At 72.9% G+C, this 26,756-nt stretch carries 24 protein-coding genes; 13 read left to right on the top strand and 11 right to left on the bottom strand.

The features are described 5' to 3' along the window. Nucleotides 1-121: 121 nt before the first annotated feature. From ACFYX3_RS12305 to ACFYX3_RS12295, 3 genes are all read left to right on the top strand, one after another. A complete protein-coding gene (locus ACFYX3_RS12305) occupies nucleotides 122-388 on the top strand; it encodes a hypothetical protein (protein ID WP_389011651.1) in 267 nt (88 codons plus the stop codon). A 163-nt stretch (nucleotides 389-551) separates the two neighbouring features. Further along, the gene (locus ACFYX3_RS12300; RefSeq protein ID WP_389011648.1) at nucleotides 552-1,757 is read left to right on the top strand and encodes a PP2C family protein-serine/threonine phosphatase; all 1,206 of its coding nucleotides are present in this window, start codon (nucleotides 552-554) and stop codon (nucleotides 1,755-1,757) included. Between the two features lie 189 nt (nucleotides 1,758-1,946). Next, entirely contained in the window at nucleotides 1,947-2,474 is a 528-nt protein-coding gene (locus ACFYX3_RS12295) for a DUF5994 family protein (protein ID WP_389011646.1), read from the top strand. A gap of 159 nt (nucleotides 2,475-2,633) precedes the next feature. Here the strand turns inward: ACFYX3_RS12295 and aroB are convergent, their stop codons facing one another. Next, the gene (aroB, locus tag ACFYX3_RS12290) at nucleotides 2,634-3,734 is read right to left on the bottom strand and encodes a 3-dehydroquinate synthase (RefSeq protein WP_389011644.1); all 1,101 of its coding nucleotides are present in this window, start codon (nucleotides 3,732-3,734) and stop codon (nucleotides 2,634-2,636) included. A gap of 35 nt (nucleotides 3,735-3,769) precedes the next feature. After that, complete coding sequence (locus tag ACFYX3_RS12285) at nucleotides 3,770-5,236, bottom strand: MFS transporter (RefSeq protein WP_389011641.1); 1,467 nt, start codon at nucleotides 5,234-5,236, stop codon at nucleotides 3,770-3,772. A 103-nt stretch (nucleotides 5,237-5,339) separates the two neighbouring features. Between ACFYX3_RS12285 and ACFYX3_RS12280 the strand changes: the two genes are divergently transcribed. After that, nucleotides 5,340-6,290 (top strand): helix-turn-helix transcriptional regulator, encoded by a 951-nt coding sequence (locus tag ACFYX3_RS12280; RefSeq protein ID WP_389011638.1) that lies wholly within the window; start codon nucleotides 5,340-5,342, stop codon nucleotides 6,288-6,290. Nucleotides 6,291-6,301: 11 nt separating this feature from the next. On the opposite strand, the gene pabB is transcribed toward ACFYX3_RS12280, so the two are convergent. Continuing rightward, complete coding sequence (gene pabB / locus ACFYX3_RS12275) at nucleotides 6,302-8,398, bottom strand: aminodeoxychorismate synthase component I (protein WP_389011635.1); 2,097 nt, start codon at nucleotides 8,396-8,398, stop codon at nucleotides 6,302-6,304. A gap of 64 nt (nucleotides 8,399-8,462) precedes the next feature. Further along, nucleotides 8,463-9,128 carry a 50S ribosomal protein L11 methyltransferase gene (locus tag ACFYX3_RS12270; RefSeq protein ID WP_389011633.1) on the bottom strand — a complete coding sequence of 222 codons (666 nt, stop codon included), beginning with the start codon at nucleotides 9,126-9,128 and terminating at the stop codon, nucleotides 8,463-8,465. Nucleotides 9,129-9,441: 313 nt separating this feature from the next. Here ACFYX3_RS12270 and ACFYX3_RS12265 point away from each other — a divergent pair, with 313 nt between their 5' ends. Next, nucleotides 9,442-11,394 (top strand): helix-turn-helix domain-containing protein, encoded by a 1,953-nt coding sequence (locus ACFYX3_RS12265; RefSeq protein ID WP_376620926.1) that lies wholly within the window; start codon nucleotides 9,442-9,444, stop codon nucleotides 11,392-11,394. Here ACFYX3_RS12265 and ACFYX3_RS12260 read toward each other — a convergent pair. The 7 genes from ACFYX3_RS12260 to ACFYX3_RS12230 all read right to left on the bottom strand — a co-directional run bounded on the left by ACFYX3_RS12260 (nucleotide 11,370) and on the right by ACFYX3_RS12230 (nucleotide 16,885). After that, nucleotides 11,370-12,536: an IS701 family transposase gene (locus tag ACFYX3_RS12260; protein WP_389011630.1), complete on the bottom strand. Its 1,167-nt coding sequence runs from the start codon at nucleotides 12,534-12,536 to the stop codon at nucleotides 11,370-11,372. The two genes, ACFYX3_RS12265 and ACFYX3_RS12260, sit on opposite strands and share 25 nt — an antisense overlap. 285 nt (nucleotides 12,537-12,821) lie before the next feature. Beyond that, the gene (locus ACFYX3_RS12255; RefSeq protein ID WP_389011627.1) at nucleotides 12,822-13,166 is read right to left on the bottom strand and encodes a nuclear transport factor 2 family protein; all 345 of its coding nucleotides are present in this window, start codon (nucleotides 13,164-13,166) and stop codon (nucleotides 12,822-12,824) included. Further along, nucleotides 13,163-14,431, bottom strand: a complete 1,269-nt coding sequence (locus tag ACFYX3_RS12250; protein ID WP_389011624.1) for a flavin-dependent oxidoreductase — start codon at nucleotides 14,429-14,431, stop codon at nucleotides 13,163-13,165. Before ACFYX3_RS12250 ends, ACFYX3_RS12255 begins: the two co-directional genes overlap by 4 nt. A 14-nt stretch (nucleotides 14,432-14,445) precedes the next feature. Next, nucleotides 14,446-15,114: a phenazine biosynthesis FMN-dependent oxidase PhzG gene (phzG, locus tag ACFYX3_RS12245; protein WP_382658543.1), complete on the bottom strand. Its 669-nt coding sequence runs from the start codon at nucleotides 15,112-15,114 to the stop codon at nucleotides 14,446-14,448. 15 nt (nucleotides 15,115-15,129) lie between these two features. Beyond that, complete coding sequence (locus tag ACFYX3_RS12240; RefSeq protein ID WP_389011620.1) at nucleotides 15,130-15,963, bottom strand: PhzF family phenazine biosynthesis protein; 834 nt, start codon at nucleotides 15,961-15,963, stop codon at nucleotides 15,130-15,132. Nucleotides 15,964-16,029: 66 nt separating this feature from the next. Then, a complete protein-coding gene (locus ACFYX3_RS12235) occupies nucleotides 16,030-16,365 on the bottom strand; it encodes a hypothetical protein (RefSeq protein WP_376590382.1) in 336 nt (111 codons plus the stop codon). Between the two features lie 31 nt (nucleotides 16,366-16,396). Continuing rightward, nucleotides 16,397-16,885, bottom strand: coding sequence for a PhzA/PhzB family protein (locus ACFYX3_RS12230; protein ID WP_389011616.1), 489 nt, complete (start codon nucleotides 16,883-16,885; stop codon nucleotides 16,397-16,399). Nucleotides 16,886-17,142: 257 nt separating this feature from the next. Between ACFYX3_RS12230 and ACFYX3_RS12225 the strand changes: the two genes are divergently transcribed. From ACFYX3_RS12225 to ACFYX3_RS12190, 8 genes are all read left to right on the top strand, one after another. After that, nucleotides 17,143-18,315 carry a 3-deoxy-7-phosphoheptulonate synthase gene (locus ACFYX3_RS12225; RefSeq protein WP_389011613.1) on the top strand — a complete coding sequence of 391 codons (1,173 nt, stop codon included), beginning with the start codon at nucleotides 17,143-17,145 and terminating at the stop codon, nucleotides 18,313-18,315. A gap of 53 nt (nucleotides 18,316-18,368) precedes the next feature. After that, nucleotides 18,369-19,028 carry an isochorismatase family protein gene (locus ACFYX3_RS12220; protein WP_389011610.1) on the top strand — a complete coding sequence of 220 codons (660 nt, stop codon included), beginning with the start codon at nucleotides 18,369-18,371 and terminating at the stop codon, nucleotides 19,026-19,028. Beyond that, complete coding sequence (locus ACFYX3_RS12215) at nucleotides 19,025-20,932, top strand: anthranilate synthase family protein (protein WP_389011607.1); 1,908 nt, start codon at nucleotides 19,025-19,027, stop codon at nucleotides 20,930-20,932. The genes ACFYX3_RS12220 and ACFYX3_RS12215 overlap by 4 nt, the downstream gene beginning before the upstream one ends. Further along, nucleotides 20,911-21,423 (top strand): shikimate kinase, encoded by a 513-nt coding sequence (locus ACFYX3_RS12210; protein ID WP_389011604.1) that lies wholly within the window; start codon nucleotides 20,911-20,913, stop codon nucleotides 21,421-21,423. Before ACFYX3_RS12215 ends, ACFYX3_RS12210 begins: the two co-directional genes overlap by 22 nt. Nucleotides 21,424-21,549: 126 nt before the next feature. Then, a complete protein-coding gene (tkt, locus tag ACFYX3_RS12205) occupies nucleotides 21,550-23,655 on the top strand; it encodes a transketolase (RefSeq protein WP_389011601.1) in 2,106 nt (701 codons plus the stop codon). Beyond that, nucleotides 23,652-24,935: a 3-phosphoshikimate 1-carboxyvinyltransferase gene (gene aroA / locus ACFYX3_RS12200; RefSeq protein WP_389011598.1), complete on the top strand. Its 1,284-nt coding sequence runs from the start codon at nucleotides 23,652-23,654 to the stop codon at nucleotides 24,933-24,935. The genes tkt and aroA overlap by 4 nt, the downstream gene beginning before the upstream one ends. 20 nt (nucleotides 24,936-24,955) lie before the next feature. Further along, complete coding sequence (locus ACFYX3_RS12195; RefSeq protein ID WP_389011595.1) at nucleotides 24,956-26,161, top strand: FAD-dependent monooxygenase; 1,206 nt, start codon at nucleotides 24,956-24,958, stop codon at nucleotides 26,159-26,161. After that, nucleotides 26,158-26,756, top strand: a 599-nt coding sequence (locus tag ACFYX3_RS12190) for a chorismate synthase (protein ID WP_389011592.1), incomplete at its 3' end; no start/stop codon positions are given. The genes ACFYX3_RS12195 and ACFYX3_RS12190, both read left to right, overlap by 4 nt.

Here is a 26,756-nt window from a genome sequence, read left to right as displayed (position 1 = left end):
GGTCAGGAGCGGTCGGCACCGGCGCCGCCGGACGTACGGTGGTCCTAGTGGACCTGTCAGGGAGTGTGTCGACCCGCTCGAATCGCCCGGAGGCACGTCCCTGTGAAAGGACGGTTCCGCCTTGGCCCGCAACGACCCGCAGGCTCTGCCGCCACCGGGGTACGCCGAAGTCCGCATCGTCGCCGCCACCCCGGACGCCGCTCGCGTGGTGGCCGACATCCTCCGCCACTGCTTCGCCGGGAGCGAGCAGCGCAGCTACCCCACCCCGGGCGGAGGCACCCGCCTCCACCTCACCGTCGACACCGCGCACACCGCCGGCCCCGCCCGCTCCTGGCTGGCCTCCAGCAGGCCCCCGAGCGGCACCGGCCCCCACCCCGAGGAGCCCTGACAAGGCGGCGAGGCCGGTACGGCGGGGCCGCCGGGCCCGGGCGGGCATGCGTGGCGGCCCCAGCCGCCGTGGAGCATCCTGGAAGTCGCACCGCCGATGCCGCCGGATCGATGCGTCGGCATCGGACCAGGTCGTCGGGCCGCCGCCCGCTTGGAGGCTCCGGATGACCGTCGGACGGCACGAGGACCGGGACAACGACCGCTCGGAGAGCTTCGGGGAGACGCTGCTGGGTGAGCTCCTGGACCGTGTGCACGAGCTGCCGCCCGAACAGGTCGGGCAGGTCGTCGCCGATGTCCTGGCCCGGATCGGGGGCCGGGACGTGCAGGTTCTGCTCCAGGACTACGGGCAGCAGACACTGGTCCCGCTCCCCGGCGAAGGGCTGAAGGCCGGCGAGCCCCTGCCCATCGACGGTTCGGCGGCCGGCCGGTGCTTCCTCACCTCCCGCCCGGTCGAGGTGACACTGGCCGACGGGGTACGGCTCCACGTGCCGCTGCTGGACGGCGGCGACCAGGCCGGCGTCCTGGCCGTCACCCTGGACACGGTCGATGACGACGACCGCCGGATCCTGCGCAGGATCACGGGCCTGATGGCGGACATCATGCAGACCAAGAACGGCTACACCGACCTGTTCTTCCGCACCCGCCGCAGAGAACCGATGAGCGTGGCCGCGGAGATCCAGTGGTCGCTCCTGCCGCCGCTGGCCATGACGATGCCGCGCGTCGCGGTCGCCGGAGTCATGGAGCCCGCCTACGACGTGGCCGGCGACAGCTTCGACTACGCCCTGAACGGGGACACCCTCCACCTCGCCATGATCGACGCCATGGGCCACGGCCTGGACGCGGCCACGATGGCGACCGTCACCATCGGCGCGTACCGGCATGCCCGCCGGATCAGCGTCGAGTTGTCCGAGATCTATCTCTTCATGGACCGGGCGGTGGCCGAGCAGTTCGCCCCCGACCACTTCGTCACCGCACAGATGCTGCGGCTGGACACGGACACCGGCCGCCTCCAGTGGGTCAACGCCGGACACCCCGCCCCCATGCTGATCCGCGAACACCGCGTCCTGCGCCGCCTGAACAGCCCCACCACCCTTCCTGTCGGCTTCGGCGGAGCGCAACCGCAGGTCAGCGAAGTGACGCTCGACCCCGGGGACCGCATCCTCTGTTTCACCGACGGCCTGGTCGAGGAACACCAGAGCGGGCAGGAACAGTTCGGCGAGGACCAGTTGATCGACTGGGTCCATCAACTGGACCGGGCCGACCGAGGAGTACGGGCCGTGGCGCGCGACCTGTCCCACACGCTCAGACGGGCCCGCGGCGAGACCACCACCGACGACGCCACGCTCGTCCTCGTCGAATGGCGTGGATGACGGAAGGACTTCGTGTCCGGCGGCGCGGCCCTGTCGGGAGAACCGACCCGGCGTGCGCCCTCGTCCGGCTCGGGGGCGGAGTACGGTGGAGATACCGGGAGTAACTCGCACACCCGCCCCATGCGGACGTCGTTTCCGGCGATCAAAACGCTGGGCCGCTCACAGGCGCCCCTGGGACAGGTCGACCTCATGACCAGCACCACCGCTCTCACCCGCCCGACGCGCCTGGCGCTGACGCCGAAGACTTCCATGGCCGGCCTGCTGGACGGCGCCTGGTGGCCGTACTCACGCGATCTCGCCACCGAGCTGCCGCCGCTGGTGGAGGCACTGGAGGGACGCTGGGGGCGCATCACCCGGATCACGGTCAACCCCGCGCCCTGGCCCGTCACCTCGCACAAGGTCTCCGCCGGCGGGCACACCGTGCACGCCGGCTGGTTCACCGAACAGGACCGCGACAAGATGATCCTGCTCTCGTACAGCCTCGGCCGCTGCGACCTGCTGGTGGTCCCGCCCGAGACCGAACCCGCCGCTGCCACACGCCTGATGGCGGCCGCATCGACCCCCGGCAACCTCCACACCACCGAGACGGTCATGTCCCGCGAGAGCCGTGCCCCAGCCGTGCCCTTCGGGGCGGTGAACAGCGGTCGACACGGATATCGCCGAGCCGACGAGAACCACCACCCCCGGGCCCGTTTCCACAGGTCAGGCATCAGATGATGAGGCTGGGCGGCGGTGACTCCCAAGCTCATGGCGCGGGTTCGTCTTCCGGGTGCGACCGAAGGCTCGACGATCTGTGCCTCCTCCATCGCCCCCCCAGGGACCCGATCAGGGTGCGGATCTGCGACGTGACGGAGGCCGTTCAGGACGCCGGCCCGGTCAGGTGGCGATCTTCTCGTACGCGGCGAGGAGGGCCGACGGGTCCGGGGCCTCCAGGACCGTGGGGGCGGCGGGGGCCGTGAGGATGATGAAGCGGAGGGTGTCGCCCCGGGACTTCTTGTCCAGTCGCATCGTGTCCAGGAGCTTCGGCCACGGGGCGCCCCGGTAGGCGAGGGGAAGGCCCACCGACTCCAGGAGGGCGCGGTGGCGGGCGGTCGTCGCGGCGTCGAGGTGGCCCGTGAGGTGGGACAGTTCGGCGGCGAAGACCATGCCGACGGAGACGGCCGCGCCGTGCCGCCAGCGATAGTGCTCGTTCTTCTCGATGGCGTGGGCGAGGGTGTGGCCGTAGTTGAGGATCTCCCGGCGGCCCTTCTCCTTGAGGTCGGAGGAGACGACGCCGGCCTTGACCCGGATGGACCGCTCGATCAGTTCGGCGGTGTGCGGGCCGGCGGGGGTGCGGGCCGCGGCCGGGTCCGCCTCGATCAGGTCGAGGATGACCGGGTCCGCGATGAACCCCGCCTTGATGATCTCGGCGAGCCCGCCCGCGTACTCGTGCGCCGGCAGCGACTCCAGGACGGCGAGGTCGCACAGGACGCCGGCGGGCGGGTGGAAGGCGCCGACGAGGTTCTTGCCCTCGGCCGTGTTGATGCCGGTCTTGCCGCCGACCGCGGCGTCCACCATGGCCAGCGTGGTCGTCGGCACCGCGATCCAGCGCACCCCGCGCAACCACGTCGCGGCCACGAAGCCCGCGAGATCCGTGGTGGCGCCGCCGCCCACGCCCACGATCACGTCCGTGCGGGTGAAGCGGGCCCGGCCCAGTGCCTTCCAGCAGGACGCGGCGACCTCGGCGGTCTTCGCGTCCTCCGCGTCCGGCAGCCGGATCGTGAGCACCTCGTACCCCTGGGCGGTCAGATCGGCCCGGAGCGCCTCGGCCGTGGCGGCCAGCGCCTCCGGGTGCAGCACGGCCACCCGCCTGGCCTCCTGCCCGATCAGCCCCGGTACCTCGCTGAGCAGTTGGCGGCCCATCAGCACCTCGTACGGATCGGTGCCGGGCGACCCGCCGACCCGGATGCGTGCCGTCACGAGACCGGCGACTGCCATGGGGGCTCCGTTCTGCGGGAGTTGGGGGACAGGAGTCAGTTGTGCTGCCTGCGCGGCAGCTTCAGGGCCGCCAGTGCGCTGACCAGCGCCCCGACCGTGACGAGGACGGCGGTCACGAAGATGGCGTGCGCGGAGGAGTCGGCCGCCCCGCCGTCGGCCGAGCTCAGGTACACGCTGCCGTACGTCGCCACGCCGAGCACCTGCGCGACCTGCGCGGTCGTGGTCATCACGCCGCTGGCGTCCGCCGCGTCGGCGGGCTTCACCTGGGCCAGCGCCACCGTGAGCAGCGGGCTCGTGATGTAGCCCATGCCGATGCCGACCACCAGCTGGAGGGCCGGGAGCGCGATGCCGCCGTGCCCGCCCGAGCGCATGTCGAAGCCGATGCCGAGGTACCCGAGGGCGGCGACCACGCACGCGGTGGCGATCATCGGCCGGTGGAAGCGCTCGGGCACCTTCTGCCAGGTGAGGCTGCCGGTGGCGACGCCGATCGCGAGCGGCGCGAACGTCAGGCCGGTGCGGGTCGCGGACTCGCCGAGCCCCGACTGCATGTACTGCGAGAAGGCGAACAGGAAGCCCGCGTACCCCGCCATCGCGAAGAAGTTCGCGGACGCGCCGGACACCAGACCGGGCGTCTTGAGGACCCGCGCCGGCACCAGCGGCGCTCCGCCGCGGCGCGCGACCGCGCGCTCGACGAGGGCGAAGAGGACGAACGCGGGGACCGAGGCGACGAGGGAGATCTTCATCCACAGCGGCCAGTCCTGCTCGTGGCCCATCACCAGCGGCACGACGAGCAGCAGGAGCGCGGCGGTCAGCGTGACGAGGCCCGGGAGGTCGAGGCCCTTGGGCTTCGGGGGCTTGCCCTGCGGGAGCAGTCGCAGTCCGGCGATCACCAGGACCACGCCCACCGGCACGTTGATCAGGAACACCGGCCGCCAGCCGGCGCCGAACAGGTCCGCGCTGACGAGGAAGCCGCCGGCGACCTGGCCGACCACGACGCCGAGCCCGATGACGGCCGCGTACAGGCTCAGCGCCCTGCCTCGGGCGGCGCCTTCGAACCGCAGCTGGATCATGCTGTAGATCTGCGGCATCATCATCGCCGCGCCGACGCCCTGCACGACGCGCGCGCCGATCAGCGTCGCCGCGTTCGGCGCGAGGCCGCAGGCGAGCGAGGCCGCCGTGAAGGTGACGAGGCCGAAGAGGAACATCGCCCGGAAGCCGTTGCGGGCGCCGAGGCGGGCACCGGTGACCAGGAGCGTGGCGTACGCGATCGTGTAGCTGGAGACGATCAGCTGGAGCGCCGAGCCGGTGGTGCCGAGGTCGGTGCGGATGGTCGGCGTGGCGACGTTCACGATGGTCGAGTCGAGCAGGGCCATGAAGACCGCGCCCAGCATCACGACCAGCATGCGGTTGTTCTGACGGTTCCGCTCGGCGTCGTCCGGGGCGGGCTGTGGGGTGGCTGCGAGGCGGGCCTCGACGGGCCGGCTCTGTGTCGACTCACTCATGAGGCCGATGATCCTGGTACTGATATTCGGGTACCAGATATCCAGTTATCCCGGTACTGGGGGTATCTGGCTACGGAACGAAGCCGTCCGGCACACTGGGGTGGTGACGCCCGCCTCGCCCACCGACCCCGCCTCCGACTCCGGTTCCCCAGGCGGCGAGGCCGCCCGGCGGCGCTCCGAGCTGGGCGCGTTCCTCCGGCTCCGCCGCGAGCGCATCGACCCGGAGGACGTCGGCCTCTCCCGGGGCACCCGCCGCCGGACGCCCGGCCTGCGCCGCGAGGAGGTCGCGCAGCTCTCCGGCATCGGGGTCGCCTGGTACACCTGGCTCGAACAGGGCCGACGGATCAACCCCAGCGTCCAGGTGCTCGACGCGATCGCCCGGACGCTGCGCCTCGACCGGACCGAGCGCGACCACCTCTACCGCCTGGCGGACGTCCCCGGCGTGCCGCTGGACGTGTCGGCGCGGGCGCCGCAGCCGCCGGAGCACCAGACCATCCTGGACGCCCTCACCCCGCTTCCGGCGAGCATCGTGACCGCGCGCTACGACGTGCTCGCCTTCAACGACGCGTACGCGGCCCTCGATCCGGGCCTCGCGCTGCTGCCGCCGCCGGACCGCAACGTGCTCCGGCACCTGTTCACCTCCGACGAGCACCTGCAGCCGCTCGTCGAGTGGGAGCGCGAGGTCTCCTTCATGGTCGCCCAGCTGCGGGCCGAGTCGGGCCGCCACCTGGGCGACCCGCACTGGACCGAGTTCATCCGGCAGCTCTCCGAGCGCAGTACGCGCTTCGCCGAGACGTGGGCCCGCCACGAGGTCGCCTCGTCGGTCACCCGGCGCAAGTCCTTCTGGACCGTCGACGGCGACCAGCTCAGCGTGATCGCGACCGGGTGCGTCATGACGTCCGCCCCCGACACCAAGATGTGGATCTACACGCCCGACGGCGAGGAGACCGAGCGCCTGCTCGGCGAACTCGTCGACCGGTACCGGGAGTCGGGCCCGGCCGGGCTGTTGGAGCAGGGCGCGCGGACCGGTCGCGGCCGCCGGTCCGCGCACTGAGGCGGGGCCCTTCAGCCCCGTACCGACTTCTCCCGCCGGCCGGGGAACTCCGCACCCGTCAGCATCAGCAGCGGGGCCGACTTGACCGCCGTCTCCTCGAACTCCGCCTCCGCGTCCGACAGGGCGACGATCGCCCCGCCGACCCCGTAGCGCACGCGCCCCGGCGTGAGCACCGCCGTGCGGATGGCGACGCTCAGGTCCGCCGCGCCGGAGAGCGAGAAGTAGCCGATGGCGCCGGAGTAGACCCCGCGCGGGCCGGCCTCCAGGCGGTCGATGATCTGCATGGTGCGGATCTTCGGAGCGCCCGTCATCGAACCGGCGGGGAAGGCGGCCCGTACGCAGTCCACCGCGCTGCGGTCCGGGCGCAGCCGGGCCCGTACCGTGCTCACGAGCTGGTGCACGGTCGCGTACGACTCGACGTCGAAGAGGTTCCTGACCTCGACCGAGCCGAGCTCGGCGTGCCGCCCGAGGTCGTTGCGGACCAGGTCGACGATCATCAGGTTCTCCGCGCGGTCCTTCTCGTCGGACCGCAGGCCCGCGACGATCGCCGCGTCCGCCTCCGGTGTCGCGCCGCGCGGCCGGGTCCCCTTGATCGGCTTGGACTCGGCGACGCCGTCCGCGTCCACCCGCAGGAACCGCTCGGGCGAGGTGCTGAGCACCGACAGCCGGCCGAAGCGCAGCAGGGCGGCGTACGGGGCGGGGCTGAAGCGGCGCAGCGCGCGGTACGCGTCCCAGGGGTCGAGGTCCAGGTCGGCCTCGGCCTGGTTCGTGAGGCAGACCTCGTACGTCTCCCCCGCGGCGATCTCCTCGTGGCAGGAGTCGATCAGCCGCAGGTAGGCGTCGCGGTCGTGCCGCAGCCGGATCCCGGAGACGGAGGAGGGCGCGGGAGGGTCGACGGCGGGCAGGCCCGCGATCGACTCCAGTGCCCGTCGTGCGGTACGCAGCCAGGCGCGGGCCTGGGTCTCGTCGCCGTCCTCGGCCAGGGCCAGGAGGTGAGTGGTGCCCGTGGCGTGGTCGAGGACGAGGGCGCGGTCGGCGAAGACCATGACGGCGTCGGCGTCCTCGGCCTGGTGGGCCGCGTCGGCGCCGCACTGGGCCTTCAGCTCGTATCCGAGGTAGCCGACCCAGCCGAGGGTGAAGCCGAAGGGGACGTCGGGGAGTTCGGTGCGGAGGGAGCGGAGGTCGCGGTCGAGCCAGTCGAGGAAGCCGCCCGTGATGATCTCCGAGCCGGCGGCCGAGCGCACGGTGACGGTGCGGCTCCACACGTCGGCCTTGGCCACCCGGGCGAGCGGGCCCGAGGCGTCGCCCATGACGGAGAAGCGGCCCGCGTCGGCGTCGGGCCGGCTGCTGTCCAGCCAGAAGGCGTGCTCGCTGCCGCCGTAGAGGCGGTGGTACGCGGCCTCGTCGGCCCAGTCGGTGGGCAGCTGTTCCCTCAGCACCCGCAGGCGCCGCGGCTCCTCCACCGGCGCCTCCGGGCGGGCGACGGCGGGCGACGGCGCGCCCACGGCCACGGTCCTGCCCCGGGCGGCGTGCCACTCACGGGTCAGCTCGGTGAAGTTGGCGAGGAGTTCGTGGCCGTGCCGGGTGAGTATCGACTCGGGGTGGAACTGCAGCCCCCAGATCGGCCGGTCGCGGTGCCGGAGCCCCATGAGGACACCGTCCGCCGTCCACGCGACGGCCTCCAGTTCCTCCGGCAGGTCCGTCACGGTCAGCGAGTGGTAGCGCACCACCTCGAACGGCGAGGGGATGCCCCGGAACAGGCCGGTGCCGTCGTGGAGCACCGGCGAGGTGCGGCCGTGGCGCGGTTCCGGGGCGCGGGCGACGGTTCCGCCGTGGAGCAGTGCCACGCCCTGATGGCCGAGACAGACACCGAGCAGCGGAATGTCCGCGCTTTCGACAATCTCCTTGCAGATTCCGAAGTCGGCCGCTCTGGAGGGGTTTCCGGGGCCGGGAGAGAGCACGACATTGTCGAATTCGGCGAGCCGTGAGCTGTCCCATGCGGGGTCGTCGTTGCGGATGACCACGGGCTCGACTCCACTCACCTCGGCGAGGTAGTGGTGGAGGTTGAACGTGAAGGAGTCGTAATTGTCTATGAGGAGAGTTCGCACGGGTTCTTTCGCAACTCTGTGTGTTTGCACGGGTCTTCGTGGACAGTGGGGGGACCCGCCGGGGTCAGCCGGCCGAGGCGATCTCGAAGAGGGTGTGCTCGACGGTGTCCTCGCCCTCACGGTCCGACCGGCCGCGCAGCACCCGCAGTTCCCGGCCGCATTCCTCGGCGATCGCGTGCAGTGAGGCGAGGTCTCCGCGGTCGCTGAAGTGCAGCAGGACCCGTCCGCCCTCGGCCAGGTACGAGGGGGCTTCGGCGAGGAAGCGGCGGTGGGCCCGGTAGCCGGGGTCCACGTACGCGCGCTCGTGCACGGTCTCGTAGCGGTAGGCGGACGGGGCGAGGACGAAGTTCGAGTGCCAGTAGACGATGTCGAAGCGCTCACCGCCCGCGAGCCCGTCCGCGGGCCCGTCCGCGCCGTCACCGCCCGCGAGCCCCTCGAACAGGTCGCTGTGCAGGACCTTCACACGGTCCGCGACCCCGTGACGCGCCGCGTTCATTCCGGTGTTCCGCACGGCCTGTTCGCTGATGTCGAGGGCCGTCACCCGGTCGCAGCCCGCCAGGGCGGCGGAGACGGCGATGATGCCGGTGCCGCACCCGACCTCCAGGAACGAGCCCCGCCAGGACTCCCGGTCCGGCCCGGTGAGGCCGAGCAGCTCCATGGCCACACCGGTCGACGGCGAGAAGGGCGGGGCGAACACGCCGTCGAGCAGGTCCCACTCGCGGTCCGCCATGGCGAAGGTCCTCGGCCGGTCCGTTCGCAGAAGTGATGCCCGGCTCCGCTCCAGCGACCTCACGTACTGGTCGACTTGGGTCATCCCGCCCCCTTTTCCCCGTGACGAGCGCCACTCGTCACGACGCCCTCCTGAATCCTTTCCGAGCCGGTCGGAGCCCGGAAGGTGGCCGCACGACAACGCGCCGCCCCGGGATTGTGCCGAGGCACCACCGAAAACGTCACATCGCAGGTCAGCTTCATGATCGACTTTACGGGGAATCATAGGTTCGACGAAGACCGGCAAACCGATCGACACCACGGGGGAAAGCATCATGGGGAAGGACGAGGCGTCGGACGACGCCCCGGCGCTGGCCGTTCTGGAACTGCTCGCACAGGAGTCGCCGCCCAGCGCCTTCGAGGAGCTCCTGCACCGGGGCAGGCGGCAGCCCCTGCCGCCGGAACAGCTCGCCGAGCTGGAGCGGGCGACGCGGCTCGCCCTGGACATCCACTCCTCGGCGAACCAGCGCCGGCAGCGCGAGGCGGTCATGGCCGCCCTGGTGGACACGGTCCACGACATGACCACCCCGTACGACCCCGACGGGCTGCTCAAGGTCATCACCAGCCGGGCCCGCCGGCTCATCGGCTTCGACATGGCCTACATCAGCCTGCGCAAGCCCGACGGCGGCTCGTACATCCACAGTTCGGACGGCGACACGACCGCGCTCAACGTCGGCCTCGTGGTGGAGGAGAGCCGCGGCCTCGGCGAGATGGCGCAGGACAAGGGCGCTCCGTTCTGGACCGCGGACTACCTCAACGACGACCGGATCCCGCACGGGAAGGGGGTCGACGAGGTGGTGCGCGCGGAGGGCCTGCACGCGATCATGGCCGTGCCGATCTTCCAGGGCAGCCACCCCATCGGCGCGCTGTACGGCGCGGACCGCGTGGTGCGCCACTTCACGCCCAACGAGATAAGCGTGATGCGCTCCCTGGCGGACTTCGCCTCGGTCGCCCTGGAGCGGGCCCATCTCCTCGACCGTACGCAGACGGAGATCGCCGAGCTGGAGGCGTCGGGCCTCAAGGCGCGCGGCACCATCGCGCGGATGGCGTACCTGAACGACGTCCGGTCCCGGCTGATCGCCCAGGTCCTCGACGGCAGCGATCTGCGCGACGTCGCGACGACGGCGGCCGAGGCGCTGGGCGCCACGCTCGCGGTGGTCGACGCGCACGGGCGGATCCTGGCGGCCACCGAGGAGGGCTCCGGCTTCGACGAGGCGCTGACGCACCGGGCCGCCCTGGAGACGCATGCCGCGCGCGGGCCCGTCGCCCTGTCGGAGACCCTGTGGGCGACGCCCGTCAGCGCCGGGATGGAGCATCTCGGTGTCGTACTGCTCCGGGTCGCGCAGCCGCCGGGTCCCGAGGCGCAGCGGTTCTTCCGCTTCGTCGCGCAGGCCGTGGCGCTGCTGCTCGTGGTGCAGCGCAGTACGGCGGTGGCGGCGGGGCCGATCCGCGACGAGTTCCTGGAGGGTCTGCTCGCGGGGCCGGCCCGGGCGCCCCAGCAGCTCGCCACCAGGGCACGGCAGTTGGGCCTGGATCCCGACGGCCCGTACGTGGTGGTGCTCGCCCGCCCGGAGGGCAGTGAGCACGGCAAGGCGGTCGTCTGGGCGTCCTCGTACGCCTACCGGCATTCCGGGCTCAAGACCGTGAACTCGTGCTCCATCGTGCTGCTGCTGCCGGGCTCGGACGCCTCGGCCGCCGCGCAGGCCGTGTCCGACGAGCTGTCGCCGCTGCTCGGCCGGCCCGTCACGGTCGGCGCCGCGGGTCCCGCGGACGGGCTCGGGTCCGTCTCCGCCGTCTACCAGGAGGCGCAGCGCTGCCTGGACGCCATGATCGCCCTGGACGGCGCGGGCAGCACGGCCTCGATGGACGAGCTCGGCTTCCTCGGGGTGCTGCTCTCCGAGGACCACGACGTCGAGGGGTTCGTGGCCTCGGTCATCGGCCCGGTCCTCGACCACGACGCGGAGCGGTCGGCCGGGCTCGTCCCGACCATCGAGGCCTACTTCACCTCCGGCAACAGCCCGACCCGCGCGGCCGCCGCCCTCCACGTCCATCCCAACACGGTCGTCCGCCGCCTCGAACGGATCACCGAACTCCTCGGGGCCGGCTGGCAGAAGCCCGGACGCTCCGTCGACGTCCAGCTCGCGCTGCGCCTTTCGCGCGCCCGGGACGTCCTGCGGCGGCGGCGCGCGCCCGGACCCGGAGGTCAGGCCGAGGCCTCGTGGAAGTAGCGCTCGGCTCCCCGGCTGCCCGCCGTCAGCACCTCGACGGCGTGCGCCGCCGAGGCCAGGGTGATGTGGCAGTGCCAGCCGCGCAGGGACCGCCCCTCGAAGTCCCGCAGTCCTGCCCGGTCGCCGAAGCCCGACAGGTCCTGCGCCACCCGGTCGGTCAGCCGCGTCAGCCGCAGCAGCACCGACGCGGGCGCCTTGGCCATGTTGGTGACCCACAGCTGGGCGGCGGGCCGCCGTGGGTCGTCCCACTCCCCTAGGAGCACGAGCCCCCGCTCGATGTGCTGCACGCGGCCCGGCAGCCCCACGCGCACCTTGGCGGCGGGCACGTGCCGTACGCCCGAGGGCGCCGCCGGGTCGGCCTGGCCGGTGGGCCTGCGCAGCCCCTTGGCCGCGTCGAGGATCCGCCGGGCCGGGAGCGCGCCCCGGTCGAGTCCGTGCAGGGCCGGCTCGCGGACCGTGAACCGGGCGTCGCCTCCGATGCGTACGAGGACGGGCACGCCGGCCTCGTCGAAGCGGCGGATCACCGCCTCCGGGTCCCTCGCGGGCGTGTCGAGCACGACGGGGCGCCGGTCGGCGTCGAAGAGGCGGGCGAAGTCGAGGGCCGCGGTGCCCGCGCACTCGTCCTGCGTCTCGCCCAGGAGCAGCCGCCAGGTCACCGGTGAGCTGGCCTGTTCGGAGACGGACCACACGCCGAACGCCTGCTGGCCGTGGAAGGTGCGGTCCCGGTGGAGGTCGAAGCCCCGGCCGACGCCCACGGAGTGCCGGCCGGACTTCGGTATGGACATCTGCCGGACCACCCAGGCCTGCGGCCCGATCACCCGGCCGAGCCAGTCGGCGAGCGCCTCGCGCACCGGCATCCAGTCCCAGGTGGAGTTGCAGATGAAGTGGTGCAGGCTCTGCTCCAGGGTCGGGTCGCCGAGGCAGGCCGCGACGTTCCGGATCGACCTGCGCCCCTGCGCGGCGAGCAGGCCGCGCAGGTACTGCTCGCCCTTGCGCCGCTGGTCCCGGCGCGGGAGCGAGGCGAACAGGGCCGCGCTCAGGTCCTGGATGACGAGTTCGCGTTCGGACCTGCTCTCCGCCGCGGCGCGCTGCTCCGGAATGCCGCGACGAACCCGCAGGTCCCGTACGTTCCGTACAGACATGATCCTGTCAGCGGGGACGCTCACAGAAACCCCCTTCATGCACTGCCTGCCGTGACGGCCCTCTTGAACCGCCTCCACAAGGCTGGCCGCCGAGGGGTGCCGGGGGCGAGGTACAGGGGCCACCCGCTTGGGCCGCCGGGTTGTCGTCGCGGCACAACGGGCTCCGCCGGGCCTGCGGCGGGCGGGGCCCCGGCACCGGGTGCGGTCGGTGGCCCTGGGGGCCGGACCACACCGGGCCGGGGGCCGGCCGGTGATCGGGGGCGGGTCCGGCCGCCCGTGCGACCTCTAGCCGGTGATCGGGCGCGGGTCGAAGGCCACCCGCTGCCGGACGATCCTGCCGTCCACGACGTGGCTCCAGGTGGCCACCTGGACCGGCTCGGCGACGGTGGTGTGCATCTCGAACCAGGTCAGCACGTCGGGGCCGTCGCTGAAGACCTTCCTGACGACGATGTCCGTGTTGATCTCCGAGGCCACCTCGATCTTCGCCCGGAACTCGTCGGCGCTGGTCGCGCTGCCGTACGGGCCGATGAAGTCCACGTCCTCGGCGAGCAGGGAGCGCAGGGTGTCGAAGTCCTTGACCTTCCAGGCCGCGTAGTAGGCGGCGGTCACGTCCACGGGCTCGGCTGTCATGCCGGTGTTCCCTTCCTGATCGGCGGGTGCAGCGAGGCACGCGCGTTGAGTTCGGCCGCGTCGTCACCGGTGGTGTTCCGGTACGTGGTGGCGATCCTGGCGTAGATCCCCTCGGGCGCGGCCCGGCCGGCCGTGTTCTTCGGCTTCGACCGGTCCATCTTCCGGTTGGCGAGCACGACGCCGGTGGTGGCGGCCCGGCGCCGGTCCTCGTACACGCGCAGGGCGGCGACCGGGTCGTCCGTCGTGGCGAGTTCGTACGCGAGGACGCGGGCGTCGACGATCGCCTGCGAGGCGCCGTTCGCCCCGACGGGGTACATCGGGTGGGCGGCGTCGCCGAGCAGCGTCACCCGGCCGTCGCCCCAGACCGCCAGCGGGTCCCGGTCGACCATCGGGTACTCGAGGATGCTTTCGGCGCCGGTCAGCATCGCCGGCACGTCGAGCCAGCCGAGGTCCCAGTCGGCGAAGTGCGGCAGGACGTCCTCGACGCGGCCCGCGCGGTTCCAGCCGGCGGAGCCGTCGAGCGGCTGGGGTTCGGCGACCGACACCATGCAGACCCAGTTGGTCAGCGAGCGGCCCCGGTCCGCCGCTCCCGGCCTTATCGGGTACGCGATCAGGCGGGCGCCGCGGCCGGCGTCGGCGTGGATCATGGTGCGACCGGTGAGGAACGCGTCGGTCTCCGTGACACCGCGCCACATCATGGTCCCGGACCAGTGCAGCGGGCCCTCGTCCGCGTGGAGCCCGGCCCGTACGGCCGAGTGCAGACCGTCGGCGCCGACGAGCAGGTCCGCGGCGATCTCCGTCTCCGCTCCGGTCTCCCGGTCCCGCACCCGGGCCCGTACCCCGTGCTCGTCCTGGCGTACGTCCTCGAAGGCCGTCCCGGTCCGTACGGCGTCGGGGCCGAGCCGCTCGCGCACCGCGGCGAGCAGCAGCATCTGGAGTTCGCCCCGGTGGATCGAGTACTGCGGCCAGTGGTAGCCCGCGTCGGTCCCCCGGTCCTGGCGGTGCTGGGGTCCGCCCGCCTGGTCGACCCAGACCATCTCGGCGGTCGGGACGCCGAGGGCGGCGAGGTCGTCGCCGAGTCCGAGCTCCGTCAGCTCCCGGACGGCGTGCGGCTGGATGTTGATGCCGACGCCGAGGGGGCGGATCCGGCGGGTCCGCTCCAGGACGGTCGTCCGTATGCCGGCCGCGTGGAGGCTGAGGGCGGTGGTCAGTCCGCCGATCCCGGCCCCGACGACGACGACGTCCAGGTCGGCGGGGTCGGCCATGCGCTCGGCGCCCCTCACGGCTGCAGCCGGCTCGTGCGCCAGCTCTGGTCGTCGAGCCGGTCGTAGCGGAGCCTGCGGTGCAGCCGGTCGGAGGCGGCCGACCAGAACTCCACGGCGGAGGGCACGAGCACGTAACCGACGAACCGCTCGGGGCGCGGCAGCGGCTCGCCGATCTCCTCGAGGCGGGTGGCCTCGGCGCGCAGCGCCGCCACGTCGTCCAGGGTCTCGCTCTGGTGGGCGGCCGTCGACATCGCGTGCATCGGGACGGGGCGTCCGTACCAGAGGGCGTCGGACTCGGCGTCGCCGAGCTGCTCCACCTCGCCGGAGATGCTGATCTGCTGGGCGGTCTCGCGCCAGTAGAGCAGTCCGGAGGCCCAGCCGGTCGCGGCGATCTCGCGGCCCTTCTGGCTGCTGGTGTGGCTCATGAAGACGAGACCGCGGTCGGTGACGCGACTGATCGCGATGATGCGGGTGGAGGCGCGGCCGCGGGCGTCGGCGGTGGCGAGCGCGAGGGCCTGCGGCTCGCGCACGCCGTGCTCCCGGGCCCGGTCGAGCCAGGTCCGCAGCAGCGCCATCGGCTCGGGCGCGGCGGTGTCGTACGCGTCGTACTCGGGGAAGTCGAGGTCCGTCTCGCCGCTGAGGGATTCGAACCTGCTGCTGTTGCCTGTGGTGGTCGTGCTCACTGGACTGGGGCCTCTCTAGACGTGGATGACGCCGCGGGCGACGACGGTGCCGTGGCCGCCGACGTGCACCGTGCGGACGTGGTCGCCCTCGCCCTCGGCGTGCGACCGCATCGGCGAGGGGCGGCCCATCTCGACCCCCTGGAGGATCTCCAGGTCCTGGCCGTACGCGGCGAGGCCGTGCCGGGCGAGATGGATCGCGAGGGGGCCGGCCGCCGAGCCGGTCGCCGCGTCCTCGACCACGCCGTACGCCGGCGAGAACATCCGGGTGCGCCAGTGCGTGCCGGAGCCGGCGAAGCAGTTGGCGGCCATGTCCGGGAAGGCGGACAGGGCGCGGTGGTCGGGGCGCAGGGCGGAGAGCGCCTCGACGCTCTCCAGGCCGACGAACACGTGGCGCGGGCCGTTGTGGTAGACCTCGACCGGGGTCACGGACGCGTCGACGCCGAGCGCCGCGAGCAGCTCCGTGCTCTCCCGGTACGGCTCCCAGGTGGGCACCGGCTGCCGCATCCGTACGGCCGTGGCGTCGTCCTCGTGGTCGAGCTCGATGGGGATGATGCCCATGGCGGTCTCCACCCGCAGCCGGTCCTTCTTCATCGTCAGCCCGAGCGCGACCGCCGTGCCCAGCATCGGATGCCCGGCGAACGCCAGCTCGTTGACGGGCGTGAAGATCCGGATGCGCGCGTCGCCGTCCTGCTCGGGCGGGAGCACGAAGGTGCACTCGGAGAGGTTCATCTCGCGGGCGATCTGCTGCATCCGCTCGCCCGTGAGGTCGGCGGTGTCGAAGAAGACGGCCACGGGGTTTCCCTCGAGCGGCCTGCGGGCGAAGGCGTCCACAACCATGTACTCGTGCATGGGTTCTCGGTTCTCCTGGAGGAGTCGTGCGGCGGGGGTGCTGAGATCGGACGGGGCCCTAGGGCCCTAGGGCGCGAGGGCCGGGCCGAGGCCGCCGAGGGCCGGGAGCGAGTGGATGCCCTCGACGGTGGCCTCGATGTCGAACCGCGTCCGGTGCGTGGGCGGATAACCGATCAGGTCCGCCGCGCGGTTGGGCGGCAGCGGCCGGTCGGCGGGACGGTCGGCCTCCCACACCATGACCGCGCCCCAGCGGTTGCCCTCCCGGTCGGCCATCCAGAACTTGAGGCGGAGACCGGGCACGTCGGCCCAGGGGCTCACGGCACCGTCCCGCAGGTGGTCACGGAGCGATTCGATGGTCTGGGGCGAGTCGCCCAGATCCCACCAGGCGATGTCGACCCTCATGTGGCGCTCGTTCCCGTGTCGCGGCCGGCGCTCAGGTCGGAATTCCCTCGCGCTTCACGGCGGGTACGGGAATTCCGAGGGCGCGGAGCTGCTGGTTGGGGTTCATGAACTCCCGCTCCTGCTTGATCTTTCCGTTCTCGAACTCGAAGGAATGGATGAAGTGGTTCTTGTAGTGCCCCTCGGGATAACCGGGGAAGACAATCTTCCCCTCGCCGTCGCACTCCACCCAGAAACGGTTCGGGTCCTGCGTCTCGTAGATCTCTATGTTCGTCCAGACCCAGTCCGGGAAGCACTTCAGCGACCACACCGCGTGCTCGCCGAGCCGGTCCCGGCCGTGGGTGACGATCGGCTCGCCGGTGTCCGTGGTCCACAGGCCGCCGCTGCCGTCCTCGGTGAACAGCAGATGACGCTTGAGACGGTCCTCACCACGGGTGTTCATGTACTGCTCGACGATCGCCCGGTTGTTCCGCCGGAGCTCCACATCGTCCTGGAACGCCTGCGGGCGCGCAGTCTCGGACATCACTGACCTCCACACGTCTGGGGACTGGATCCACTGTGCCGCCCGGGAGCGGCACTGCTGGACTCTCTGCCGGACCAGGGCCTTCCGCAATTCCCCGGGAGGGACTCCGTTAAGTCGGGCCAAGAAGTCGGCAGTACGTGACGGAGTCCGCCCGTGCGGCTTCTTGGCCCTTCCCGGGGTCGGCGAGAGTCGGCACGCAGCCGCTGCCCGCCCCCACCTCGAACGCGGCGGCATCAATTCACCCTGGGAGGTATCAGGTGAACAATGTCCACGCATTCCTCCGCTCGTTGCCCGCGGTTCAGCAGCCGTCCTGGGAGGACCACCCGGAAATCGCCCGGGTGAGGGAGGAACTCGCCTCCGCGCCCCCACTCGTCGACGCCGCCGAGACCGACGCGCTGCGCGCGCGGCTCGCCGAGGCCGCCGCCGGCCGGGTCCAGATCATCCAGTCCGGCGACTGCGCCGAGGACTGGGCCGAGTGCAACCAGGGCGATGTCGCCCGCAAGGCGGGACTCCTCGAAGTCCTCGCCGGCATCATGAAGATGACCTCGCACAAGCCGGTCCTGCGGGTCGGCAGGCTGGCCGGCCAGTACGGAAAGCCGCGCTCCAACCCCACGGAGACGGTCGGCGGCGTGGAACTCCCCGTCTACCGGGGCCACATGGTCAATGCCCCCGAGCCCGACCCGGAGCTCCGCCGGCCCGACCCCGCCCGCATGCTGACCGGCTACCGCTCCTCGCGCGGTGTCATGGAGTTCCTCGGCTGGGGCGACGGCAACCGGCGCGCGCGGCCCGAGACCCCGGTGTGGACCAGCCACGAGGCGCTGCTCCTCGACTACGAGCTGCCGATGCTGCGCACCCAGCCCGACGGCCGTCTGCTGCTCACCTCCACGCACTGGCCGTGGATCGGCGAGCGGACCCGCCAGGTGGACGGCGCGCACGTGGCACTGCTCGCCGCCGTCGCCAACCCGGTGGCCTGCAAGGTCGGTCCGGCCATGACGGCCGACACGCTGCTCGCGCTGTGCGAGAGGCTCGACCCGGAGCGGACGCCCGGACGCCTCACCCTGATCGCCCGCATGGGCGCGGACACCGTCGGCGAGCGGCTCCCCGCGCTCGTCTCCGCGGTGCGCGCCGCCGGGCACCCGGTGATCTGGCTGACCGACCCGATGCACGGCAACACCGTCACCGGCCCCGAGGGGCTCAAGACCCGGCTGGTGAAGACGGTCGTGCGGGAGGTCGTGGAGTTCCACCGCGCGGTCACCGCGGCGGGCGGCGTCGCCGGCGGCATCCATCTGGAGACCACGCCCGACGAGGTCACCGAGTGCGTCGCCGACCACGACCGGATGCACGAGGTCGGCGAGAAGTACACGAGCTTCTGCGACCCGCGCCTGAACCCGCGGCAGGCCATCTCGGTGGCCTCGGCCTGGCTCGGCTGACGCCCGCCTCCGCGAGACCCGGACCTCACCCGCCGTACAGCGAAAGGACAGCCATGGGGGGAATCCCGCCCATCGACCCGTATCCGATGCCTTCCGAGGGCGATCTTCCCGCCAACACCGCGGAGTGGACGGTCGACCCCGACCGGGCGGTGCTGCTCGTCCACGACATGCAGCGCTACTTCCTGCGGCCGTTCCCCGCGGACCGCTCGCCCGGCAGCGAGCTGGTGCGCAACGCCGCGCTGCTGCGCGAGCGGTGCGCCGCGCTCGGCGTCCCCGTGGCGTACACCGCGCAGCCCGGCGGCATGACCGACCAGGAACGCGGCCTGCTCAAGGACTTCTGGGGCCCGGGCATGAAGGTGTCCCCGGAGGACCGCCAGGTGGTCGACGAGCTCGCCCCCGCCCCGGGCGACTGGACGTTCACCAAGTGGCGCTACAGCGCCTTCTTCAAGTCGGACCTGCTGGAGCGGATGCGTTTCCACGGCCGCGACCAGCTGATCGTCTGCGGTGTGTACGCGCACGTCGGGGTGCTGATGTCGGCCGTCGAGGCCTTCACCAACGACATCCGGCCGTTCCTGGTCGCCGACGCCGTCGCCGACTTCTCGGAGAAGTACCACCGGCTCGCCCTCGACTACGCGGCGGAACGCTGCGCGGTGGTCACCACCACCAAGTCGCTGCTCACCGAGCTGACCACGGCCGGCGGAGCCGGCCGATGACCCCGAAGGGAGACCCCGTGGCGCAGGACCTGCTGGGCCGGGTGCTCGCATCGCCCTCGTCGGCGTACGCCCTGCTGTACCGCCCCGAGACGACCGGTCCGGACGTCCTCGACGTCCTGATCGGGGAGGTGTCCGCGGTGGACTCGCTCGCCGGGATCGCCCTCCCCGACGCCCCCGGCGGCGGCGCCCGTCACGAGGTCCTCGCCGTCGTCCCGTACCGGCAGGTCTCCGAGCGCGGCTTCGTGTCCACCGACGACGGCGAACCGCTGCTCACCATGACCGTCGCCGAGCAGGGCACGCTGCCGCTCGCCGAGGCGCTGCACCGGCTGCCGGACGAGCCGACCACCCTGTCCGGCGGCCACTTCGACGTGGACGACGAGAGCTACGCCGCGATCGTGCGGGACGTCATCGACCGGGAGATCGGCCGGGGCGAGGGCGCGAACTTCGTCATCAAGCGCGAGTTCGTCGCGGACATCACCGACTACTCGCCGCGCAGCGCCCTGTCGTTCTTCCGCCGCCTCCTGGAGCAGGAGACGGGCGCGTACTGGACGTTCCTCGTCCACACCGGGGGCCGCACGTTCGTCGGCGCGAGCCCCGAGCGGCACGTCAGCCTGCACGGCGGCACCGCCGTGATGAACCCGATCAGCGGCACCTACCGGTACCCGGCCGCCGGCCCCGACCTGCCCGGCGTGATGGCCTTCCTGGCCGACCGCAAGGAGGCCGACGAGCTGTACATGGTCGTGGACGAAGAGCTCAAGATGATGGCCCGGATCTGCGAGGGCGGCGGACGGGTCGTCGGCCCGTACCTCAAGGAGATGGCCCGGCTCGCGCACACCGAGTACTTCATCGAGGGGCGGACCGACCGCGACGTGCGGGACATCCTCCGCGAGACGATGTTCGCGCCGACCGTCACCGGCAGCCCGCTGGAGAGCGCCTGCAAGGTGATCACCCGGTACGAGCCGGAGGGCCGCGGCTATTACAGCGGCGTCATGGCCCTCATCGGCCGGGACGAGGACGGCGGCCGCACCATGGACTCCGCCATCCTCATCCGCACCACGGACATCAGCGCCGAAGGCCGGGTGCGCCTCGGCGTCGGCGCGACCCTGGTCCGCCACTCCGACCCGATGAGCGAGGTCGCCGAGACCCGGGCCAAGGCCGCCGGGCTGCTCGCCGCGCTCGGCGCCGGCGGCACCGGCCGCTTCGCCGGGCACGCCCAGGTGCGCGCGGCCCTGGAGCGGCGCAACGACGACATCGCCGGCTTCTGGCTGCGGGAGACCTGCGAGCGGTCCCACCCGGTGGCCGAGCTCGCCGGGCGCAGGGTCCTGATCGTCGACGCCGAGGACACCTTCACGTCGATGATCGGCCAGCTCCTCTCCTCGATGGGGCCCGAGGTGACCGTACGGCGGTTCGACGAGCCGTACGACTTCGACGACTACGACCTGGTCGTCATGGGCCCGGGCCCCGGCGACCCGCGCGAGACCGGCAACGCCAAGATCGCGCACCTGCGGGCGGCCGTCTCCCAACTCCTCGACGAGCGGCGTCCGTTCCTCGCGGTCTGCCTCAGCCACCAGGTCCTCTCGACCCTGCTCGGCCTCGACCTGGCCCGCCGGGACGTGCCCAACCAGGGGGTGGCGAAGGAGATCGAGCTGTTCGGCGAGCGCCGGCGGGTCGGCTTCTACAACACGTTCGCCGCCCGCAGCGACGAGGACAAGGCCACGCATCCGGAGCTCGGCGTCATCGAGGTCAGCCGGGACACGGAGACCGGCGAGGTGCACGCGCTGCGCGGCCGCGGCTTCGCGTCGATCCAGTTCCACGCCGAGTCGGTGCTCACCGAGGACGGCGTACGGATCGTCGGCGACCTGCTGACCGGGGTGGTGCGCTCGTGCGAGCCGCAGCCGTCCTGATCGGCGCCCCCGGCTCCGGCAAGACCACCGTCGGGACGCTGCTCGCCGCGCGCCTCGGGGTGGGCTTCCGGGACACCGACCACGACGTCGAGGCGGCCTGCGGCACGCCCGTGCCCGATCTCGTACGGCGGCACGGCGAGGCGCACTTCAGGACGCTGGAGCGGGAGGCGGTGCGGGCCGCGCTCGACGGGCACGACGGGGTGCTCGCCCTCGGCGGCGGCGCCGTCCTGGACCCCGCGACCCAGCGGCTCCTGGCCGGCCACCGGGTCGTCCACCTCCAGGTCGGCCTGGAGACGGCGCTGGCCAGGATCGGCGGCGCCGACGACAGACCGCTGCTCACCGGGGACCCGGAGACCCGGCTCAGGGAACTGTTCCGGGTGCGCGGCCCTGTCTACCGCCGGCTCGCCCGGCTGACCGTACCCGCCGACACGGACTCGGCGGACGTGACGGCGGAACGGCTGGCCGACGCGCTGGCCGCGCTGCCGGCGTGACCGGGTGCCGCCGACGCTCAGGCCGCGTGGGCGGCGTGACCCGGGTGCCGCGGCCGCGCCGGCCGTGTGGCCGGCGTGCCCCGCCCTCCCTCCCCACTCCCCCCATCAAGGAGCACTGACCTTCCGGTGAACACCCAGCCGAGCACCAGCACCCCTCCCCTCGAGTGGACCGCGCTCGACCGGCGGGCCGTGGACGTGGCGCGTGCGCTCGCCGTCGACGCGGTGGAGCGCGCCGGACACGGTCACCCCGGCACGGCCATGAGCCTGGCCCCGGCGGCGTACCTCCTCTTCCAGCGTCTCCTCCGGCACGACCCGGCGGACCCCACCTGGGCCGGGCGCGACCGCTTCGTGCTGTCCTGCGGCCACTCCAGCCTGACCCTCTACACCCAGCTCTACCTCTCCGGTTACGGCCTCGGGCTCGACGACCTCAAGGCGCTGCGCACCGAGGGCTCGCTCACCCCGGCCCACCCCGAGCACGGGCACACCCCCGGCGTGGAGACCACCACGGGACCGCTCGGACAGGGCCTCGGCAACGCCGTCGGCATGGCGATGGCCGCCCGCCGCGAGCGCGGTCTCTTCGACCCGGACACGGCCCCCGGCGACTCCGTCTTCGACCACACCGTCTGGGTGTTCGCGTCCGACGGCGACCTGGAGGAGGGCATCAGCCACGAGGTCAGCTCGCTCGCCGGGCACCAGCGGCTCGGGAACCTCGTCGTGCTGTACGACGACAACCGGATCTCCATCGAGGACGACACCTCCATCGCGGTCTCCGAGAACGTCCTCGCCCGGTACGCGGCGTACGGCTGGCACGTCCAGCGGGTCGACTGGACCGCGACCGGCGCGTACCTGGAGGACGTGCCGGCGCTGTACGCCGCGCTGGCCGCCGCCCGCGAGGAGACCGGCCGCCCGTCGATCGTGGCGCTGCGCACGGTCATCGGCTGGCCCTCCCCCACCAAGCAGAACACCGGCAAGATCCACGGCTCGGCGCTCGGCGCGACCGAGGCGGCGGCCGCGAAGGCGGCGATGGGGCTCGACCCGGAGGCCTCCTTCCAGGTGCCCGACGAGGTCCTCGCGCACGCCCGCCGCGTCGCCGAGCGGGGCCGGGCCGCCCGCCGGGAGTGGGACAAGCGGTACGAGGACTGGCGCACCGAACTGCCGGAACAGGCGGCGCTGTTCGACCGGATGGACGCCCGGCGGCTGCCCGACGGGTGGGCGGACGCGGTACCGGACTTCCCGGCGGGCGGCGAGATGGCCACCCGCAAGGCCTCGGGCGAGGTGCTGTCCGCCCTCGCCGGCGTGCTGCCCGAACTGTGGGGCGGCTCGGCGGACCTCGCGGAGAGCAACAACACCACGATGAAGGGCGAACCGTCCTTCGTCCCGGAGGAGTTCGCGACGGCCGCGTTCCCCGGCCACCGCCACGGCCGCACGCTCCACTTCGGCATCCGCGAGCACGGCATGGGCGCCGTGCTCAACGGCATCGCCCTGCACGGCGGCACCCGTCCCTACGGCGGCACGTTCCTGGTCTTCTCCGACTACATGCGGCCGGCCGTGCGCCTGGCCGCGATGATGAGGCTGCCCGTCACCTTCGTCTGGACGCACGACTCGATCGGCCTCGGCGAGGACGGACCGACGCACCAGCCGGTGGAGCATCTGTGGTCGCTGCGCGGCATCCCCGGCCTGGACGTGGTCCGCCCCGCAGACGCCCACGAGACCGCCGCCGCCTGGCGGGCGATCCTGGAGCGCGCCGACCGGCCCGCGGGGCTCTGCCTGACCCGGCAGAACGTCCCGGTCCTGCCCGACCCGGGCCCCGACGCGGTCGCCCGCGGCGGCTACGTGCTCGCCGAGGCGGCGGGCGGCGTCCCGGAGGCGATCGTGCTGGCCACCGGCAGCGAGGTCCACATCGCCCTGGAGGCCCGCCGCCTGCTCGAGCGGGACGGTCTGCCCACGCGGGTCGTGTCGCTGCCGTGCCTGGAGTGGTTCGCCGAGCAGAGCCCCCGGTACCGCGACGCCGTGCTGCCGCCGGAGGTCCGCGCCAGGGTCTCGGTGGAGGCCGGCTCGACCCTCGGCTGGCACGCCCTGACCGGCGACGCCGGAGAGGCCGTCGGCATCGACGAGTTCGGCGCCTCCGCCCCCTACCAGGCGCTGTACGAGCGGCACGGCATCACCGCGGAGCGGGTGGCGGCGGCCGTACGCGCGAGTGTGGCCAGGGCGGAGCGGGGGGTGTCCCGGTGAGCGCCCCGCACACGACCGCAGACGCGTCGCTCGCCACCGCCGACGCCCCGCTCACCGCCCGCGTCCCGGGCTCCAAGAGCATCACCAACCGGGCCCTGCTCCTCGCCGCGGCCGCCAAGGGCACCAGCCGCCTCCGGGCCCCGCTGGTCAGCGACGACACCCTGGCCTTCCGGGGCGCGCTGACGGCTCTGGGGGTACGCGTGGAGGCGGGGCCGGACGACGCGTTCTGGGACGTGACCGGGACCGGTCGGGGCCCCGTGGGCGGCGGGGGCGTGTGGTGCGCCGACGCCGGCACCGCGGCCCGCTTCCTGCCGCCGTTCACCGCGACCGGCCGGGGCACGTACGTCTTCGACGGCTCCGAACAGCTCCGGGCCCGCCCCCTGCGGCCGCTGGCCGACGCGCTGGAACGGCTCGGCGCGACCGTACGCGCCGAGGGCGACGCGGGGCTCCCGCTGCGGGTGGACGCCGACGGGCTGCGGGGCGGCGAGCTCCAGGTCGACGGCGGGCTCAGCAGCCAGTTCCTGAGCGGGCTGCTCATGGCGGGACCGCTGCTGCGCACTCCGCTGACGGTGACCGTGCGGGACCTGGTCAGCCGGCCGTACATCGACATGACGGTCGCGCTGATGCGCCGCTTCGGCGCCGAGGTGACCGAGGAGACCCCGGGCGTCTTCCGGATCGGCACCGGCGGCTACACCGCCGTCGACCTGGCCGTCGAGCCGGACGCGTCCACGGCCTCGTACTTCCTCGCGGCGGCCGCCGTCACCGGGCGCACGGTCACGGTGCCGGGCCTCGGCCGCGACAGCCTCCAGGGGGACCTCGGCTTCGTCGAGGTGCTCCGCACCGCGGGCGCCCGGGTGGACGTCGGCGAGGACGCGGTGACGGTCACCGGCACGGGCGGGCTGCGGGGCGGCTTCGACGTCGACATGGGCGCCATCTCGGACACCTTCATGACGCTCGCCGCGATCGCCCCGCTCGCCGACGCGCCGATCACCGTCCGCGGCATCGGGCACGCCCGGCTCAAGGAGTCGGACCGGATCGCCGCCGTCGCCGGAAACCTCGCCGCCTGCGGGGTGGAGACCGAGACCGGCCCGGACTGGATGACCGTGCGTCCCGGCCCGGTCCGGCCCGCGCTGATCGCCTGCCACCGGGACCACCGCATCGCGATGGCCTTCTCCGTCCTCGGGCTGCGCGCCCCGGGGCTCGGTTTCGACGACCCGTCCTGCGTGGGCAAGACCTTCCCCGGGTTCCACGCCGAACTGCGGCGGCTGTTCCCGGAATGAAGGACGAGAAGGAGGACGAGATGACCACATCGATGCGGGTCCTGGTCGTCGGCGCGGGTGTCGGCGGACTGGCCTCGGCGCTCGGCATCGCGGCCCGGGGCCACCGGGTGACCGTGCTCGAACGCAGGGAGGAGATCGTCGAACCGGGCGTCGGCACCCAGCTGTCACCGAACGCGTTCCACGCGCTCGACCGGCTCGGAGTGGGTTCGGCGGTACGTGAACGATCCTCGTTCATCGAGGAGTTGCGGTTCATGGACGCGACGACCGGCGAGCGGATCGCCGGGATGCCCCTGACCGGCGGCTACCGGGAGCGGTTCGGCAACCCCTACGCGGTCCTCGACCGCCGCGCCCTCCACCAGGTGCTCCTCGACGCCTGCCGCGCGGCCGACGGCATCGAACTGATCACCGGCCAGTCCGTCGCCTGGTACGAGCAGACCGACGACGAGATCACCGCCGTCACTGCTTCCGAGCGGCGGTTCACCGGGGACGCCCTGATCGGCGCCGACGGCATCCGGTCCGCCGTCCGCCGCCGGCTCGTCGGCGACGGCGAGCCGCAGGTCTCCGGCCACACGATCTTCCATTCGGTCCTCCCCCTGGCGGACGTCCCGGAGGAGCTCCACCCGGACGGTGCGACGGTCTGGGCGGGACCGGGCTGGCACGTCGTCCACTTCGTGCACCGGGCCGGCGGCGCCGCGTTCCTGAACCTGGCCGGAACCCGCGACCACGGCACACCCGAGGCCGTCGTCGGACTCCCGCTGGAGAAGTCCCACGTGCTGGGCCAGTTCCCCGAGTTGACCGACGCGGCGCGACGCCTCCTCGCCCGCGGGGAGGAGTGGAAGACCTGGGTCCTGACCGACCGGGACCCGGTCGGCGACTGGACCGACGGCCGGGCGGCCCTCCTCGGCACCGCCGCGCATCCGATGCTGCCGTACGCGGTCCAGGGCCTGTCCATGACCCTTGAGGACGCCGCCGTGCTCGGCGCGGTCCTCGACGGCGACGCGCGGGACGTGGCCGCTCGGCTGAGGACGTACAACGCCCTGCGCCGCGACCGTACGGCGCGGACCCAGCTCGTGGCACGCGAGCTGGGCGACCGGCTCTACCACCCGGCGGGCCCGGAGGCCACGGCCCGCAACACGATGCTCTCCTCGCTCACCGTGGACGAGCTCTACGACAAGGTGTCCTGGCTGCACGGGGCCCACGACTTCACCGGAGGAGAGGGACGTTGAGCAGGTTGCGTTGGCTGACCGCTGGGGAATCCCACGGACCCGCGCTGGTCGCGACGCTGGAGGGTCTTCCCGCCGGTGTCCCGGTCACCACCGAGCTGGTGGCGGACCACCTCGCGCGGCGACGCCTCGGCTATGGGCGTGGCGCCCGCATGAAGTTCGAGCAGGACGAGGTCACCTTCCTCGGCGGTGTCCGGCACGGGCTGTCTCTCGGCTCGCCGGTCGCCGTGATGGTGGGCAACACCGAGTGGCCGAAGTGGGAGAAGGTGATGTCGGCCGATCCGGTCGACCCTTCGGAGCTGAAGGAGACGGGCCGCAACGCGCCCCTGACCCGGCCCCGGCCCGGTCACGCCGATCTGGCCGGGATGCAGAAGTACGGCTTCGACGAGGCCCGGCCGATCCTGGAGCGCGCGTCCGCGCGGGAGACCGCGGCCCGGGTCGCGCTCGGCGCCGTCGCGCGGTCCTTCGTCAAGGAGGCGGCGGGCATCGAGATCGTGTCCCACGTGGTGGAGCTGGCCGCGGCGAAGGCGCCTTACGGGCTCTACCCGGCTCCGGGTGATGTCGAGAGGCTCGACGCGGACCCGGTGCGCTGTCTGGA

Source organism: Streptomyces sp. NPDC002463, from assembly GCF_042889835.1.
In the GTDB taxonomy this organism is placed as follows: domain Bacteria; phylum Actinomycetota; class Actinomycetes; order Streptomycetales; family Streptomycetaceae; genus Streptomyces; species Streptomyces nymphaeiformis.
This window is presented reverse-complemented; position numbering and strand designations above follow the sequence as displayed.